Genomic DNA, 14,522 nt, shown 5'->3' with positions numbered 1-14,522 from the left:
ATTTGTCTATATCGCTTTACAAACGTAAAATAATTTGGCATATTAAAAACATCGAAACGGCCAAGAGCCAAGCTAAGGATGATGACGATGACCAATGACGATATCTTCGCAGACTTCATTTCCGGCCAGCCTTCCCGCCCTGCATATGCAACGTTTGTAGAGCCGACCGAGAAATATCAGTATGGCCGCGAACTAATAACATGGGGCGTTATGGATCGCCGCAATCCTGGCGCAGCAGTTGTCAATGGCCTGACCGAAGAACAGGCAGAAAAGATCGCCACCTATCTCAACACCGTGTCGGGCGCTCTCGAGGAATAAGGACCAAGGCAATGAGCATCGAAGTCTACTGCGACTACCACAGCCCGACCATCCGTTTTATCAAGCATGATGGCGCTTGGTACATTATGGACGCAACTCACAACGGGTGGGTTGCAAAACGCCCATGGTATCCGTCACCGGCGGTGGTGAAAAATATCGCCACCGAGGAAAACAGGGTAAATCTCCACAATAGTTGGCTTGCTGCCGAAATGTACGGCATCCCGAAAGAGGTTTACGCAGCATGACCCCTGAACAGTTTTCGTCTGCCGCGCTGGAGTTACAACAGCGCGGCATCATCGTATCTGGCCATGGCTGGAAAACCGCGCTTGCGAAGCTCCTTGGCATGACGCGTCAATCTATCGACAATATGGAGCGGGAAGGAACAAGGCAACGGCAAACAGATCTGGCTATCTCTGCGTTGATCGCAGGTCTGCCACCGTTTGGAGAGTTTTAACAAGGCAATGCTGGATCATCGCCCCAGTATCGACTTGAGCAGCCACTTGATGCCGTCCGAAAACGTCACACCCATGGCAGCCGCACCGACGCCGGCGATGGAGAGCGACGTCATGCCCATGATCTTCCAGCGACGGACCTCGTCCGTTACCTGCTTCATGTCGGTCACCGTCGCCGTGACGGACTTGTGGCTGCCTTCCAGCGCCCCGACACGCTCGGTCATCACATCGAGCCGCTGATGGACCCGAGCGCGGCTCTCGTCCGCCTTGTCCTGCCGCGCATTCTGCTCCTCCTTCATTTCGGCGAGATCCTCCCGCATGTACTTCAGCTCGACACGCATTTCCGCCAGCATTGCCTCGATGTTCATTCCGCCGTTTTCCCCTGTCCCTGATATGCACGGATCGCCGCGCCCTTGGCCGCATTGAGCGCCCGGCAATCCGCCAGCGCCTGCCGGTCCCGCCCCCAGAGCCGGTATCGGATATCCTCATCCGCGCCGGCCGGGATATAGGTCGCCGCATCGCAGTCGCGCATCACGCTCTCCGGCACATGCGCCAGCCGCGGCCGCGCATCAACGGCCGATGCTGTTGAGCGCGTTCCGCACCCGCTCAGGGATAGGGTCGCAGGTAGAACGATCAGCAACACCAGCAGCGGCATTCGCATCGGCAGGTTTCCTTTTTTCGGCAATGGCTGTTTCGAGTTCGTTGATGCGAATGGCGCCGGCCGCCTGCGTATCGATCAGGTTGCGTTCGGCCGTGTCGATTTTGGCCTGCGCGGCCTCGCGCTCCCGCTCCCGGTCGAGATCCGCGCGCCGCTGTTTTTCCTGCCAGACGAGACGTTCGCTAAGCACGCCCGCCTCCCGCGCCTGCCTCAGCCATCCCGGCCAGACGTGGTAGGCCGCGACGGTGAGCGCGATGGCGAGCAGGATGACATCCCAGGCGGCCAGCGCCGCCCGGAAACGGGTGAGGAAAATCATGGTGAAATCTCCGGTCGATTGACAGAGGATCGAGGCGGGTGCAGTTATGCCCATCCTCATGTGGCGATGGGGATAAACCTGGCCGTGGCGGCCGGCCGTCCAGACGAGGACGGAACATGGAAGAACCGAGCGCTCACCGCTGGGATCACGGAGTACTGTGGCTGTCGGCCCAGCGCGGCCGGATCATGCACCTGGTGTGCTATCGATGCCGGATGACGAAACATTACCGGGTCGATGAGGCATTGGCGCAGGAGGGGGATGTCTCCATTCGCTCCCTGCCCGTCGTCATTGCCCGCCTGCTCAGGTGCCCGCGCATCGATCTGCAGGGGTGGGCACGATGCCGTCTGGAGATGATGCCTTCCAAGCCATTCAGCGACATTCCAAAACCCAGATCGCCGTCAGAAATCCGCCTGCCTGTCGGTGTGCACCGTATCGAGGACATGCCGCTGTCGCAGGTGCCGGAATACTACGAGGTGTTCGGTTATTGCCCCTGCGGTCGGCGCAACACGCTGGATGTTCGAAAGCTGGCGCGGGAATATCCCGGCATGACGACAACCGCCCTCGCCGCTCGTCTGATCTGTCGGCGATGCAGAAACGCGACGGGGAATTTTCTGGCGTACCGGTTCCTGCCGCGGTGAGGCGCGGTCACAGAGGCGCCGACCGTCAGCCGAGGTTCCATGTCGGTCTTGGATCGCCCCGCTTGCGCAGGAACGGCCGGGACAGTTTGATCGTCCCCGTCCCCGCCACGCGCCGGTTGAACTCGATCACGACAGGACGCGACTGCACCTGCCAGTTAAGGGCGTCGACATCGCCGGGGATCAGAAACGACGGAACAGTGAGCCAGCCGGCAAAGCCCTCGGAAGCGAATGGCAGGTCCTGGGTCGACCTGTCAGGGTTCGAGAGACCGCCGCGAGCGATATAGGCCTGCGAATTGGAGCTGTTATAGAACTCGAATTGCCAGCTCACGGACAGCCATCCGACCCAGGGAGACAACTCGACATAAATGCCGGCCTCCAGCCAGTCGGTGCCCGGAACGATACCGAGAGCCGTCAGCGTGAGCGCCGAGCCGGTCTTGCGGTAGCGCCACTCCTCGTATCGGTTGCCGCTCTGTGTGCCGCTGGGCGTGAACGTTATCACCTGCTTGTTGTGGTCCGCCGCCGCCTCGATCGAGAGCACGGCCGTGCTGTCGCCCGTCTGGCGGGCCAGCCCCATGGTGCTGACGCGCTGGCCGCTCGTTCCGGTCCCCGTCGACGTGGCCGATGCGGCAAAGACGGAATCTGTCCACAGGTTGGAGGCGGAAAGATGCGTCGCTGCGGCCGACAGGTCCATGTGATCGCCGGCGGAAACCATGTCCTGCAACACAGGCAGCAGCACCTCGGCAATGGCCGCGCCGCCGATCGGGTTCGGATGCAGCACGTCGCCGCCGAACAGGGTCGTGTCGAATGTCGGATAGTTGAAACCGGCCGCCGTCAGGTCGCAGACGTTGACGCCGTCGCGCGTCGCCTGCGCCTTGATCCAGTCGTTGACGCCGGCCACGATCAGCGCCTTTTCCGAGCCCTCGGCCCACGATCCCCGATCCGTGATGGTCTGGATCACGGTCCAGATGCCCTCGCTGCGCAGCATGGTCAGCAGCCGGTCCAGGCGTGCCGTCACCAGCGCGACCGACGCGCCGGGCGCGGACGAAATGTCGTTCGTGCCGATATCGAGATAGACGATGTCGGGTCCGAGCGAAACGACGTAGGGCAGGCGCTCGATCACGCCCGGCGCGCTGCCCTCTGCGATAATGTGGTCGCCGCCCACCCCCTGGAACGCACCGTTGACGTAGTTATCGCCCCCGCCGAGATCGTGGGTGGTATCGTGCCACATGTCGAGGTTGAAACGATTGTCACGCAGCCTGATCCACGGCAGTGCGGCCCGCAGATTGCTGGTCGCAAGGTCGCGCGGCTTGCCGCCGGCGGTGATCCCCCACCCGCCGCGCTGGATGAAGGAATGCCCGAGACCGACGACCTTCGCGCCGGCCGCGAGCGGCAGCGCCGGGAGAGGGCGACGGACGTCGAGAGAAAACGCTCCGAACAGGAACGTGGAGCCATCCGTGGCGCTGACCACCACTGTGGGTGCAGGCATGGTGTCGTGGTCGAGCGCCGTCAGTCCGGCGACCAGCTCGTCGCCGGAGAGCGCAAACATCCCGCCGGCATCGTCGGCGAGGCTGTAGGTCCAGGGACCGGCGCCTCCGCCGGCGATGGACAGCGCCCCGATCGCCGTTCCGGGAGCGGCGTCCTCGTCGATCGCGTTGGAGGACAAGGCGATTGTCGCCCCCACCCCCAACGCCATCCCGCCCAGCCCGAACGCCGGTCCCGGCCCGCCGAATGTAATCACCGGCATGGCGCTACTCCGTCACGGTCTCGAGGGTCATGGCGCCGTCGCCGCGGGGATAGGCGTAGATATTGGTCGTCGTGTCCGAAAACGTGAACGACGCCGGCCGGTCGGCCGTGACCGTCAGGAAGTCGAAACCCGCGCTTCCGCTGTCGTCCGTCGTCGGCGCAACGGTCGGCAGCGCCGCGCCCGTCTTGAGATAGATCGCGCCGGAACTGCGCAGCGAAAGCAGGACCTTCACCTTGGCGGTCGAAACGGCGGTCCATTGCCCTGCCGGGCAAAGCACGGCCTCTGTCGTTGCGGTCATGATGAGTTTCCTTCAGCGGGAGGGTGGTATCAGGTCGGCTTGCCGGTCCTGCGCGCCCATTGCCACCAGGCAACGGGAACGGATGCGACCAGCGCCGAGATGCCGGCCTCGATGGAGGAGACGACGGCGGGGTCCGTGGTGATGAGGCTTTTCACCTCCTCGCCGATATAGCCGGAGCCGTAAAGCCAGCCGGCAACCATGTAGAGGCCGATGCGAATCCAGACGGTCATGTTGCCCTCCTCAAGCCTCGTTCGTCGTCTCGGTGAGCGCCGAACCGTCGGCGATCACAGTTCCGCCGTTGACGGCAAGCGCGGTCAGCGGCCAGCGGCAGCCTCCCTTGCGGAGCCTCGTCTTGGCGATCCGGCTGACGGTGATGCTGTCGCTCTGGTTGCCTCCGAGCACGTGGTAATGCGTGGCATCCTCACCGACGTAATAGCCGATATGCCCCTGCCATCCCTCGGGAGAGCCGCGCCAGAAGACCAGCACGGCCCCGCGCTGCGGCGCGCATTCGCGCCCGAATGTCATCCAGTTGATCGCCGCATAAGGGTTGTTCGGCAAAACCTCGTCCGGCAGGGTGAGCGCGATGCAGGTCTGCACGAAATCGCCGCACCACGGCACCTTCGCCGGGTCGCCGACCGTGCCGCCGTCGCGTTTCAGGAATTCGCGCAGCGCCGCATTGTCGCGCCGCTCGTGCAGCCCCTTCATGCGCCACGCCTGATCCAGCCAGGGGCAGGCGTCCGGGCTCTCGGTCGGCGCAACGGTCGCGCCCCCGAACATCGCCTTGAGCGTCGCAGGCCCGGCGATCCCGTCGACGGCAAGATGGCTCGCTGCCTGAAACCTCTTGACGGCCGCAATGGTCTGCCGCCCGCGAATGCCGTCCGCCGGACCCGGATCGTAACCGAGTTCCGCCAGCCGCCGCTGGATATCCAGTGTCGTTCTCATGGGGACTTTTCCTTTGGGTTTATTGTTGCAATCGACGCCAGCCCACGTGGACGGCGTTTGCATCAAAGCTGCAGTTGTGTTTTACAGCGGGGCAGAGACACTCACATCGATCGGCATGTCAGGAGGTAATACCAATGGGGCTCAAGGACTTGATCTGGGGCAAGAAATCCTCACCCGAAAAGATCGCCGTTGCGGCCCAGGCTGCCAATCCAGCACCCAGCGTGCCGGCGCCGGCACCGAAACCAGTCTTCGAATGGTCACAATCCGAAGCGTTTCAGCAGCGCACGTACCCAACATACGAAGCCTACGCCGAGCATCAGAAATCGAAACTCGCCAAACTCGACCTATCGAAATACAATCTGGATTTCTCGCAAGCGCTCCAGGATCGCCTCCGCGAGGTTATTGGCGGGGTCAAATTCCGTGGCTCCAATGTATTGTGCCTGGGCGCCCGCACTGGCGCAGAGTGTGACGCATTCATCAAGCTCGGATATTTCCCGATCGGAATCGATCTCAATCCCGGTGAGGGCAATCGTTATGTCGTCGTCGGCGATTTCCATGACCTGCAATATGCGGATAAGACCGTCGATATGGTCTACACCAACGCTCTCGACCACGCATTCGACCTTGAAAAAATCGTCTCCGAAGTCATCCGCGTCCTGAAAGACGATGGTATTTTCATCGCCGAGATCGTCGATCCATCCGTTCGCGGCCCTGGCGACTACGAGGCGATCTGGTGGAAAACACTCAACGACGTGATTGGACGGATTGAGAGCGTCGGCCTCACCGTTTGGGAGACGCAGGATTTTGAGTATCCGTGGCAAGGCCGTCAGGTAATATTCGTGAAGAACGGCGACCGTCGAAAACTGCCCATCACTCAAGAATCAACTGCTTGAGTGCATCCAGGCCACGGAATTCATGCCCCATCGTTGGCCATTCGATGATAGCGACATCAGCGTCGGGCGACGCGGCTAGCATGGCCGCCCGCGCATCGTATCCGTGATGTTTCGGCACTTCGGTGTCGAGTGCACCGACGTTGATGATGATCTTGCTCGCGCTGCCATTGTAGTCGGGAAGCGCCGAACGTGGCGAGCGCGCGAGATATCGCATGTCATCCGGATCGGTCGGCGCGCTCCCCAGAACCGCCACCATATCCGCCTTAAGATCATTGTTACTTGTCTCGCCATACAGCGCAGCCAGATCGTAAATCGGAACCCAAATCGATGCCCGGTAAACAACATCTGGATACCTCCCGAGCAGCAGAAGCGCAGCCATGCCGCCGCCGGAAGCGCCAATGAGATAGACGCGCGTCAAGCCGGTCTTATACCGGATCTCCCTGATGACCCGCATTATGCGATCGGTGCTGTCCGGGCTACCGAGCGCGCCGGGCGTATTATTCGGTCCACCAAAATCCGGAGCGATGATGACCGCATTTCGGATGGACAGAAGGTCTGGGAACAGTGCGGCTTGATCTTTATCACCAGACCATGAGTGCAGATAAAGGAGTATTTTGGTGGGCTTTCCCGGCCCTGTGGTAATCCACCGATACGGCTCGCCAGCCGCGTCACCCACCTGCCACGTGGATGACAGCATATCGGACGGATAGGTCGCCGCCGCCGCGTTGTCGCTCGCCCTTTGTATAGATGCTAAAATCAAGTCCATCTGCGATCCCTCTGCAGCAAGCGCGAACGTCGTCACTATCAGTGCCGAACATAAAATGAGACACGTTTCATCGGATAGCCTTCTTAGTTCGCCAATGACGAGCGCGGTATAGCCCGCTTTCCCAGTTTTATTGCCGGTCTTTCGAACGCGTAATGGATCAGCACCCCTGGAATGATCGCGACGGCCACCAGGCCGATAACCCATATTAGATGGGTTGCTGGGGTGTGAACCATGCCAGCGGTGGCGCGCCGGAACGCCAAGAACGTCGTGAGATGTATCAGATATATGGAATAGGATGCGTTTCCAATGAGCAATAGCCACGTTGGCACAGCTATATCCCGTTTCTCCAGACCTAGAGCACCGAGCAATAGCATGAGTGACGCCGGCACAAACTGAGCGAGCCGATGCAGCGTATCCTCGGTGTCCATCATGCCACGAGAATTGAGAATGCCTGCCAGCACGAAAAGCAAGGCTCCACCGGAAACCCAGATCACAGGATACCTAAGGTCAGTCCTAGCGTAGAACAGACAAAGAGCAGCACCTGCAAGAAAGTGGAGGTTATAGATGCAATAATTGAAGATATCCTCAGAGACTCCATCGCGAGCGAACGCAATTACAGCAGCGGACGCTATCGCCCATATGACGCCAAGACGGATCGCCCATTTGTGGCCGACAAAGAAGACTGCACTGAAGGTGAGATAAAAGAGAAGCTCCCAATGCAGGGTCCATGCTTGCGGAACGAAACACATGTCACGCGGATCACGAGCGAGGGTGATCGCGCCGATGGTCTTGCCCCAATCCCCCCCCAAGCAGCTTTGCTTCCCATAATAACCGGAAAAGACGGCAACCGTGATCAGGAATACCGCCCAATATGTCGGGTATATCCTAATCATTCTGCGAAGGACGAAATCACGCCACTGGGCACGGTAACCCCAGCGCCCCAAACTGATGTAAACCATGATGAAGCCTGAAATTACAAAGAAGAGGTTTACGCCGCCATAGCCGAAGTAGATGAAGAACTCCAAATACTGCATCGAGGGAATCGTGGCACGCTCCTGCAACGCGACATGAAACAAAACAACCAGCAACACCGCGACGCCACGCAGGGCCTGCAACCAACGTATTTCACCTTGCACCAGACATTCCCCCATGCTCAACACTTCGAGTGGGAGTTACAGCATCAGGCGACCAGATGCACTCCCACCTGATGGAGCGATGTTCAGATCCTCCTTTAATTTTCGACCCGAAAGATAACCTCAGCAGCCGTCCTGGCATCTTCGGGGGTCTTTGCTGCATCGATCGCAGCCTTTGCCCCGAGGCGAGTAGATTCGATCCGTGCGCCGATGGACAGCCACGCCTCATAGGCGGCGCTGACCACCTCGGCGACGCCGGTGAGTGTCGCGGCCGTGATGCCGACCTCGGCGGACAGCATAGGATAGTCGGCTGGCTGCGGATCAGCCGCGGCAAGGCACGCCCGCGCCTCGTCAGCCTTGCGTTGGTAGGTCATGGCCTGTCCCGCACCGCCGGTGATGTAGCGCATCCGTTCTCTCTCGGCGGCGACGTCGACCCCGCGTCTGAGGGCCGTCTTCAGCGCATCGAGATCGATCGGCGGTGCAAGGGCTGTCGGCGCACCGCCTTCGCCAGCGGTGATTTCTGCGCCAGCGGCCTGTGCGGCGAGTAGCGCCGCATGCTCGGCCTCCGTGATCGCGATGTGGTCCTTTGGGATTTCGGTGTGGATACCGCTATGGTAAAATCCGCCAGTTGAGGGGGAGAAAAAATAAGTGCTCATATCAATACCCCATTGCGATCCAGTTGCCGATGTCGGCGACTGCCGTCGAGAAATCCCTGGTAGAAACAACCTGGAACGATGACGTTGTAACGCTTCCGACCGTAAATACGGACAGTTGTCCAGGTATGACTGGCGAGGATGTATCGGAGATGACGACGCTCGCGACGGCGGTCGGAAACACGATCGGGAATGTGACTGTCACCACGCTGCTGGCAGATGTGGTCACAGTCCCCCACTGCATGATCAGCCCGTTGGAGAGCTTGGTCCAACGAGACGCTGGATCACCCGAGATGACGTTGGCCTGCCCCACCAGTCGCCAATATGTCCCGTCATAGCGGAACGTGTTGATACCGATGCCGATATCGCCGGGCTTGAGCGCATCCTCGAACGGTCGGTAGACGGTTACAGGGCCGAGACCGTTGAGATTGAGCGTCACGGCCGTCGAGGTATTGGCCGCAACTACTTTCAGCGACACCTCCATCCCGGCGACGAGCGCGTCAGGCACTTGTGAAAGAGTCGCCGTCAACGCATTGGCCGTCCCGCCGGCAACCGCATAATTCAGCCCGCCGGACTGGATGGCTGCCGCAAGCTGCAACACATCGTCTGGCGTCAATCCCGATTTCTCGATGACATCGACGATTTCCCGCTGCGGCACTTCCAGCGCCTTTGCCGGCACCTTGGAGCCGCTGGTCGCGCCCACGCTATAGCGGTCGACATAGGATGCATCCGGATCGGTCGACCCGTATGGAGGGTAATACTTCATGTTGACCTCTCGAGATCAGTCGTTGGCGAGAATGGGAATGGTCCAGGCCGGGGCGAGCCGTCGCAGGATGCACATCAGTCGCTCGGCGTCGCCGAGGTCGAACAGCGGGTCATGCCCGCATTCGGAAAAGCCGCATTCGAAATAGTCGATCGCGAGATCCGCGACATGCACGAGCCAGTAGCATTCCTCTTCCGGCGCTCCGGTCTCGTGCTCGCCTCCGCATTCGGAAAAGCCGCACTCGAAAATCACAGGTTCCGTGATCGTGATCGAGAACCCGTAGCGCGCCGCAAGCGCGATGAAATCGCCCGGCGTCGAGACGGCGACGGCCCGGACTTTCGCCTCCAGCGCCCGAAGCCGCTCGGCGCGGCTGGTCTCGCCGGTCACGCAATTGTCCGGCAGGCCGTAGTCCGCCTCCCACTCCGGCAGCAATTCGTCGACACCGGCGACGGTCGATTCCCGCGCCAGCCTCCATGCCCGCGCATAAAGCCAGGCGAACGGGTCGATCAGCACGCGGGTAAACCGCGCCAGCACGGAGGCGAGAGACATCGCCTGACCGTCCGGCGTCCCCCAGGCCGCCCCCTGCGGCCAGAAGGACAGCGCCGCCCCGATCAGGTCGTCGCTTTCCGGCGCGGTCAGCGCGTCGGACGGCGCGACGACGAGAACGCTCTCGCCGTCGTCCGAGCCGATGTTCGTCCGCGTGTGCTCATAGGTGCTGCGCATGGATCAACCCGGATAGCTGTAGGTGCCGGGCGTCGGGAATTGCCCGCCGGTCAAGACGATATCGGCGGCAGGCGCGACCAGCACATGGCGCTCCTCGCCGGTCACCCCGGAAATGGCCTCGCCGATCCAGCTCCGCGATAGGGTAAACGTATTGCCCGCAATGCCCGGCCGGCATTTCGTCAGGTAGACATCGGCAATCGCCGCCTCGATCGCCGCACGGATCTCCGCGCTATCGGCGGAAAGCCCGGTAATCGTCACGTCGATGGGATGCGCGGTCGGCGCCACCACCTCGCTGGCGTCGGAGCGGATCAGGCGTTTGGCATCGAGCGCCGCCTGCACGACCGTGACATCCGAGGCCTCTGGAATATAACCGGGGCGACCGTCGAACAGGAAATAGACGAACACATCGCCCGGATTTTGCCCGCGAAAGGCCCATGCCTGTCTGACCCCGGAGACGGCCCGCACCTCGCGCTCGTAGTCGCCGAGCGTGCCGGCGCCGGGCGGATTGCGCTTGCGCTGCAGGCCTCGCGCCTTGAGAGAGTCTTCTGTCTCGACATCCGCACCGCCGCCGAGCCCGTCCGCATCGACCTCAAATGTCGTCGAAAGATCCGGATAAAGGCCGGGATCGGCCAGCGACAGAAGCCCGCCGCCATCGCGATTGGTGTGCGATCCCTTGGTTTCCGCCTTGACCGATAGCGTCAGGCTGCCATCCGCGTCCGAGGTCGCAGCCGCAGTCGAAATATAGGTGACATTGCCGGAGACGAAGCGTATACCCTCCGGATAGGCGGTGCTCGCTGCAGCCGTTCCGGCCGCAAGCCCGACGGCCGCGGCGGCCTTCTTTTTGTAGATCCCGACATCGGAACAGTGCAGTTCGAGGAACTTCCCCGTCGACGTCGACATGAACATCTGCCGCGCCAGATAGCCCATGCGCAGTTCGAATTCGTGCGATAGCCCGGCCAGAACCTTGACGACCACCGTCACGAAATTGTTTTTGAGCGCCGTATCGCTGCCGGGCAGCCAGCGGCGGAACGCGCCCCGAATCGCCGTCGAGGCATCATCGAGCGAGCGGATGGACCACGCCATTGACCTGCCTCCAGAGAAGTTCGAATTTTCCGTCATAGACGCGCTCGCCGTCGCGCCCGTAGAGCGTCACCGCATAGTCGATCCGGTTTGCCGGCCGGTCGGCGGCCACAGTGATATCCATCGAAGCCGCCGCCCCCTGCGCAATCAGCGGTTCCAGCGCCTCGCGCACATAGTCCTCTATGTCGGTTTCGATACCGTCGTAGATCGCTCGGCGGCGCAGCAGCCAGAGGCGCGAACCGAGCGGCCCCTCGCCGTCCATCTGATCGAAACTGTCGCCGATCCAGCCCCGGTTCTCCTCGCCGTCGCGAAGCTCGCTGTCCTCGACCCGGCGATCCGTCTGCAGCAGGATCAACACCTGCGTCACCAGCCCCTGCTCGGCCCGGAAATCGCCGGGCGCGGAGGCATGGTCGAGCCCGTTCAGGATCAGGTCGCCGACATATCCGTCCCAGCCGAGATCGGGCGCCCGATAAGGCTCCTCGGCCTCGTCGATCGGTATGATGCGGATCATGGTCACGCCCCGTTATTGCCGTCTCCATCGACGATCGAACCGGCCGCCGAAATGCCGCCGGTCATGGAAATGCTGCCGTCGATGGTGATGTCACCGACAAATTCAAACAGCGGCGCGACCAGCCGAATCTTGCTCCCGACCAGGCTGATGATATTGCCCGAACTGTCATAGATCGCCGTCCCGCCGCTCGGCAGGTCCGCCGCCCGCTTGCCCGGATGCTCGCCGCCGAGAACCACCGCGAAATCCGGATTGCCCGGCATGGGCAGCAAGATGCCCTTGCCCCCCTTGATCGGGCTCGAAGCGAAACCATGCGGCTCCGGTCGATAGACACGGGTGTAGCCATGGCCGTACGCCCCGCGGCCGGAGACGAACTGCTGCCCGCCCTTTTCCTCCACGCGCCCGTCGAAGTCGAACCGGATCATTCGTCTGCATACTCCGCGTCGGTGACGCCGGGCGCCGCATAACCGTCCGCCGATTGCCCGCGTGGATTATCCCCGCCGAGCGCCCGTGGATCGGCCAGCGACAGCGTCGCCATGGTCATATCCCCCTGATGGAAACTCACGCTCTTGATAATCATCAGCCCGTCGAGCCCCAGATCGTCATCCTCGACCTGCACCAGGAAATTCGGCTGCCAGATCTGCCCCGCCGCGTCGCGCCAGCCGGTCACCGGGATGGAGGCCGTCACGCTCTCGCCCGCCGCCCGGCGCGCCTGCCAGACCGCCCGCTCGCGCATGCGGTCGATGGTCGCCTCGCCCTCGTGCGGCAGGATCAGCACCCGCTTGCGCGTCACGCCACTGTCGGTTGCCGTCGCCTGCGGCCTGAGCTGCTGCTTATCCGTGCCCTCCGTCGCCTGTCCGCGAATACGGGTCTCGGAATAGCGCCCCCGCTCGGTAAAGCTGGCCCTCGCCCCCGGCAGGATATTCACCCCGCGCCGCAATGTGCCGCGATGGCTGCCCGCCGGTTTCGACGCCAGCTTCAGCCGACCCGCGGGTGTGTCATGGATCAGCAGGCCCCGCCCCCGCGCGCGCCGCTCGATTGAGGCAAATGCGCTCTCGCCGATGGCGATCCGGTGGACGGCCTCGACCGGCAGTTTGGCGCCATCGGTCTCGATCCCGATCCCGTAACTATCCAGTTCCGCGGCAATGGCCGCGAGATCCTTGTTGAGGATTTCGCCGCTGTCATGCTCCGCCGAGCACTCCACGTAATCGACGGTGCGCGAGACCATCGAACAAAACAGTGTCCGAGTACCATCGCCCTTGCCTATATCGACATCCCGCACGTAGCCGGTCAGCATCAGGTCACCGGACGCGGTGATCGTTACAGGAGCGGAGCGATAGTTGGCCGCGACCTTACCGGACCCCACCATTACGAAATCGCCACTCGCCGACCGCGCCGCCTCCTCCGCCGACACGGTAATGTCGATGGATTTGACCGGCGGCAGGCCGGAAACCACGACCGTTTCCAGCGGGCCATAGGATAATTCTCTCACTGAAACCGCTCTTCCGTATTGTGCCTATACAGGCCGCAGCGCGAGGACATCACGATTGCAGCGCATCGAAAGCGACAGGCATCAGCATCGGCGTCGAGGCCCCGGCCACCTCCACCAGGCTCTCCGCCCTGGCGGCATCGCCATAGAGCTGATAGGCGAGCACCGTCGATGGCAGCGAAATCCCGGTCTCGACCCGCACGACCGGCACGGCATCCGCCGCCTGGTCGGAAACCAGCCGAACCGAGACGTCGACCAGCCGCGACAGCCAGACATAGAGATCGACCGCAACCGCGCCACGGGCGGAAACCAGCGCCAGCGCCGCGGCTCCCGCCGTCCCGATCCGTTCGCGCGCGGCGCGTGCCTGCGGCCGGGAAATCCAGCCGGCCCGTGGCCCCGCGATGCAGAGGCCGACGGCGAGCAGGATCGCCGCCGCATCGGCGGTATCGGTTGCCACGAAATCCGTGGTCTTGATCGAATCGAACCCTGCCGGCGCGATCACGCTCTCTGCGACGATCCGCATCAGCGAAATCGCCTCCAGCGCAAAGGCCTCCGCATCGAGATCGGGTGCCGCCGCCAGCCTGTCGGCGACATCGGCCGCATCGAGCGCATCCGTCACCAGCATCGAGGCCAGCGTCGAGAGCCAGTCGCAGATCTCCTGCCTGTCAACCGCCATCAGAACCATCCGCCGAAAGCGCCGCCGGCAGCCGTGAGGTTGTCGAGTACGGCGGCTGTCACATCGCCGAGCCCGAGAATGGCGCCAGGCGTATTGCCGGCCGGGATCGCCGTGAAGGTGAAGGCGATATAGCCCCGCTGGTCCTTGAACCGGCTGCGCCGGAAGCCCTCGACATAAGCCAGTTGCCCGCCATCCATCGGCAACACCAGCCGCCCCGGACCGGCGGCGTTGCACGCAACCTCCAGAGCCCTCGCCTGCGCGTCGCTCAGGTCGCCGAGCAGATAGGCCGTGACGTCATAGGCGGGCGTCGCCAGCCCCATCTCCTCCAGATAGGTCGTGCGTCCGCCGGCATATTCATGCCGCGCCAACCGCTTTCCGCCGGAATGGTCGTCCATGTCGACCCAGAACGGCACGCCGCGAAAACTCGCCCGCCTGAGGGTTTTTGCCCAGTCACGCATGTTTCAGGTCCTCG

At 62.4% G+C, this 14,522-nt stretch carries 23 protein-coding genes; 5 read left to right on the top strand and 18 right to left on the bottom strand.

The features are described 5' to 3' along the window. The first annotated feature begins 87 nt into the window (after nt 1-87). From ACLBKR_RS07320 to ACLBKR_RS07310, 3 genes are read left to right on the top strand one after another with little or no spacing between them, the layout of a single operon-like run. Nucleotides 88-318, top strand: coding sequence for a hypothetical protein (locus ACLBKR_RS07320; RefSeq protein WP_414901232.1), 231 nt, complete (start codon nt 88-90; stop codon nt 316-318). Nucleotides 319-329: 11 nt separating this feature from the next. Beyond that, complete coding sequence (locus tag ACLBKR_RS07315; protein ID WP_414901230.1) at nt 330-563, top strand: hypothetical protein; 234 nt, start codon at nt 330-332, stop codon at nt 561-563. Continuing rightward, nucleotides 560-772 carry a hypothetical protein gene (locus tag ACLBKR_RS07310; protein WP_414901228.1) on the top strand — a complete coding sequence of 71 codons (213 nt, stop codon included), beginning with the start codon at nt 560-562 and terminating at the stop codon, nt 770-772. The genes ACLBKR_RS07315 and ACLBKR_RS07310 overlap by 4 nt, the downstream gene beginning before the upstream one ends. A 15-nt stretch (nt 773-787) precedes the next feature. On the opposite strand, the gene ACLBKR_RS07305 is transcribed toward ACLBKR_RS07310, so the two are convergent. The 3 genes from ACLBKR_RS07305 to ACLBKR_RS07295 are packed head-to-tail and all read right to left on the bottom strand — an operon-like array spanning nt 788 to nt 1,744. Then, nucleotides 788-1,138 (bottom strand): DUF1515 family protein, encoded by a 351-nt coding sequence (locus tag ACLBKR_RS07305; RefSeq protein WP_414901226.1) that lies wholly within the window; start codon nt 1,136-1,138, stop codon nt 788-790. Then, complete coding sequence (locus ACLBKR_RS07300; RefSeq protein WP_414901224.1) at nt 1,135-1,302, bottom strand: hypothetical protein; 168 nt, start codon at nt 1,300-1,302, stop codon at nt 1,135-1,137. The genes ACLBKR_RS07305 and ACLBKR_RS07300 overlap by 4 nt, the downstream gene beginning before the upstream one ends. A gap of 37 nt (nt 1,303-1,339) precedes the next feature. Continuing rightward, the gene (locus ACLBKR_RS07295; protein WP_414901222.1) at nt 1,340-1,744 is read right to left on the bottom strand and encodes a secretion protein HylD; all 405 of its coding nucleotides are present in this window, start codon (nt 1,742-1,744) and stop codon (nt 1,340-1,342) included. Nucleotides 1,745-1,860: 116 nt separating this feature from the next. On the opposite strand from ACLBKR_RS07295, the gene ACLBKR_RS07290 reads away from it, so the two are divergent. Continuing rightward, nucleotides 1,861-2,382, top strand: a complete 522-nt coding sequence (locus ACLBKR_RS07290; protein ID WP_414901220.1) for a hypothetical protein — start codon at nt 1,861-1,863, stop codon at nt 2,380-2,382. A gap of 25 nt (nt 2,383-2,407) precedes the next feature. Here the strand turns inward: ACLBKR_RS07290 and ACLBKR_RS07285 are convergent, their stop codons facing one another. From ACLBKR_RS07285 to ACLBKR_RS07270, 4 genes are read right to left on the bottom strand one after another with little or no spacing between them, the layout of a single operon-like run. Continuing rightward, nucleotides 2,408-4,126 (bottom strand): SGNH/GDSL hydrolase family protein, encoded by a 1,719-nt coding sequence (locus ACLBKR_RS07285; protein ID WP_414901218.1) that lies wholly within the window; start codon nt 4,124-4,126, stop codon nt 2,408-2,410. A gap of 4 nt (nt 4,127-4,130) precedes the next feature. Continuing rightward, the gene (locus ACLBKR_RS07280; RefSeq protein WP_414901216.1) at nt 4,131-4,424 is read right to left on the bottom strand and encodes a hypothetical protein; all 294 of its coding nucleotides are present in this window, start codon (nt 4,422-4,424) and stop codon (nt 4,131-4,133) included. Between the two features lie 29 nt (nt 4,425-4,453). Next, the gene (locus ACLBKR_RS07275; protein WP_113450950.1) at nt 4,454-4,654 is read right to left on the bottom strand and encodes a hypothetical protein; all 201 of its coding nucleotides are present in this window, start codon (nt 4,652-4,654) and stop codon (nt 4,454-4,456) included. 10 nt (nt 4,655-4,664) lie between these two features. Next, nucleotides 4,665-5,366, bottom strand: a complete 702-nt coding sequence (locus tag ACLBKR_RS07270; RefSeq protein WP_414901214.1) for a peptidoglycan-binding protein — start codon at nt 5,364-5,366, stop codon at nt 4,665-4,667. A gap of 134 nt (nt 5,367-5,500) precedes the next feature. On the opposite strand from ACLBKR_RS07270, the gene ACLBKR_RS07265 reads away from it, so the two are divergent. Further along, nucleotides 5,501-6,259, top strand: coding sequence for a class I SAM-dependent methyltransferase (locus tag ACLBKR_RS07265; protein WP_414901212.1), 759 nt, complete (start codon nt 5,501-5,503; stop codon nt 6,257-6,259). Here ACLBKR_RS07265 and ACLBKR_RS07260 read toward each other — a convergent pair. The 11 genes from ACLBKR_RS07260 to ACLBKR_RS07210 all read right to left on the bottom strand — a co-directional run bounded on the left by ACLBKR_RS07260 (nt 6,237) and on the right by ACLBKR_RS07210 (nt 14,508). Further along, a complete protein-coding gene (locus ACLBKR_RS07260) occupies nt 6,237-7,061 on the bottom strand; it encodes an alpha/beta hydrolase family protein (protein ID WP_414901210.1) in 825 nt (274 codons plus the stop codon). The genes ACLBKR_RS07265 and ACLBKR_RS07260 overlap by 23 nt on opposite strands. Before the next feature lie 47 nt (nt 7,062-7,108). Beyond that, complete coding sequence (locus ACLBKR_RS07255) at nt 7,109-8,161, bottom strand: acyltransferase family protein (RefSeq protein WP_414901208.1); 1,053 nt, start codon at nt 8,159-8,161, stop codon at nt 7,109-7,111. A 95-nt stretch (nt 8,162-8,256) separates the two neighbouring features. After that, the gene (locus ACLBKR_RS07250) at nt 8,257-8,814 is read right to left on the bottom strand and encodes a hypothetical protein (protein WP_414901206.1); all 558 of its coding nucleotides are present in this window, start codon (nt 8,812-8,814) and stop codon (nt 8,257-8,259) included. 1 nt (nt 8,815) lies between these two features. Continuing rightward, a complete protein-coding gene (locus ACLBKR_RS07245; RefSeq protein WP_414901204.1) occupies nt 8,816-9,577 on the bottom strand; it encodes a gp53-like domain-containing protein in 762 nt (253 codons plus the stop codon). A gap of 15 nt (nt 9,578-9,592) precedes the next feature. Next, nucleotides 9,593-10,297: a hypothetical protein gene (locus ACLBKR_RS07240; RefSeq protein WP_414901202.1), complete on the bottom strand. Its 705-nt coding sequence runs from the start codon at nt 10,295-10,297 to the stop codon at nt 9,593-9,595. 3 nt (nt 10,298-10,300) lie between these two features. Next, the gene (locus ACLBKR_RS07235; RefSeq protein WP_414901200.1) at nt 10,301-11,380 is read right to left on the bottom strand and encodes a baseplate J/gp47 family protein; all 1,080 of its coding nucleotides are present in this window, start codon (nt 11,378-11,380) and stop codon (nt 10,301-10,303) included. Then, nucleotides 11,352-11,888, bottom strand: coding sequence for a phage GP46 family protein (locus ACLBKR_RS07230; protein WP_414901198.1), 537 nt, complete (start codon nt 11,886-11,888; stop codon nt 11,352-11,354). Before ACLBKR_RS07230 ends, ACLBKR_RS07235 begins: the two co-directional genes overlap by 29 nt. A 2-nt stretch (nt 11,889-11,890) precedes the next feature. After that, complete coding sequence (locus tag ACLBKR_RS07225) at nt 11,891-12,310, bottom strand: phage baseplate assembly protein (protein WP_414901196.1); 420 nt, start codon at nt 12,308-12,310, stop codon at nt 11,891-11,893. After that, the gene (locus ACLBKR_RS07220; protein ID WP_414901194.1) at nt 12,307-13,377 is read right to left on the bottom strand and encodes a phage baseplate assembly protein; all 1,071 of its coding nucleotides are present in this window, start codon (nt 13,375-13,377) and stop codon (nt 12,307-12,309) included. Before ACLBKR_RS07220 ends, ACLBKR_RS07225 begins: the two co-directional genes overlap by 4 nt. Nucleotides 13,378-13,426: 49 nt before the next feature. Beyond that, entirely contained in the window at nt 13,427-14,050 is a 624-nt protein-coding gene (locus tag ACLBKR_RS07215) for a hypothetical protein (RefSeq protein WP_414901192.1), read from the bottom strand. After that, entirely contained in the window at nt 14,050-14,508 is a 459-nt protein-coding gene (locus ACLBKR_RS07210) for a DNA circularization N-terminal domain-containing protein (protein WP_414901190.1), read from the bottom strand. Before ACLBKR_RS07210 ends, ACLBKR_RS07215 begins: the two co-directional genes overlap by 1 nt. Between the last annotated feature and the right edge of the window lie 14 nt (nt 14,509-14,522).

Origin of the sequence: Paenirhizobium cremeum (assembly GCF_047553425.1) — a bacterium.
GTDB classification, from domain to species: domain Bacteria; phylum Pseudomonadota; class Alphaproteobacteria; order Rhizobiales; family Rhizobiaceae; genus Allorhizobium; species Allorhizobium cremeum.
Note: the sequence above shows the minus strand (reverse complement) of the source record. Positions and strands in the feature narration are given on the sequence as shown.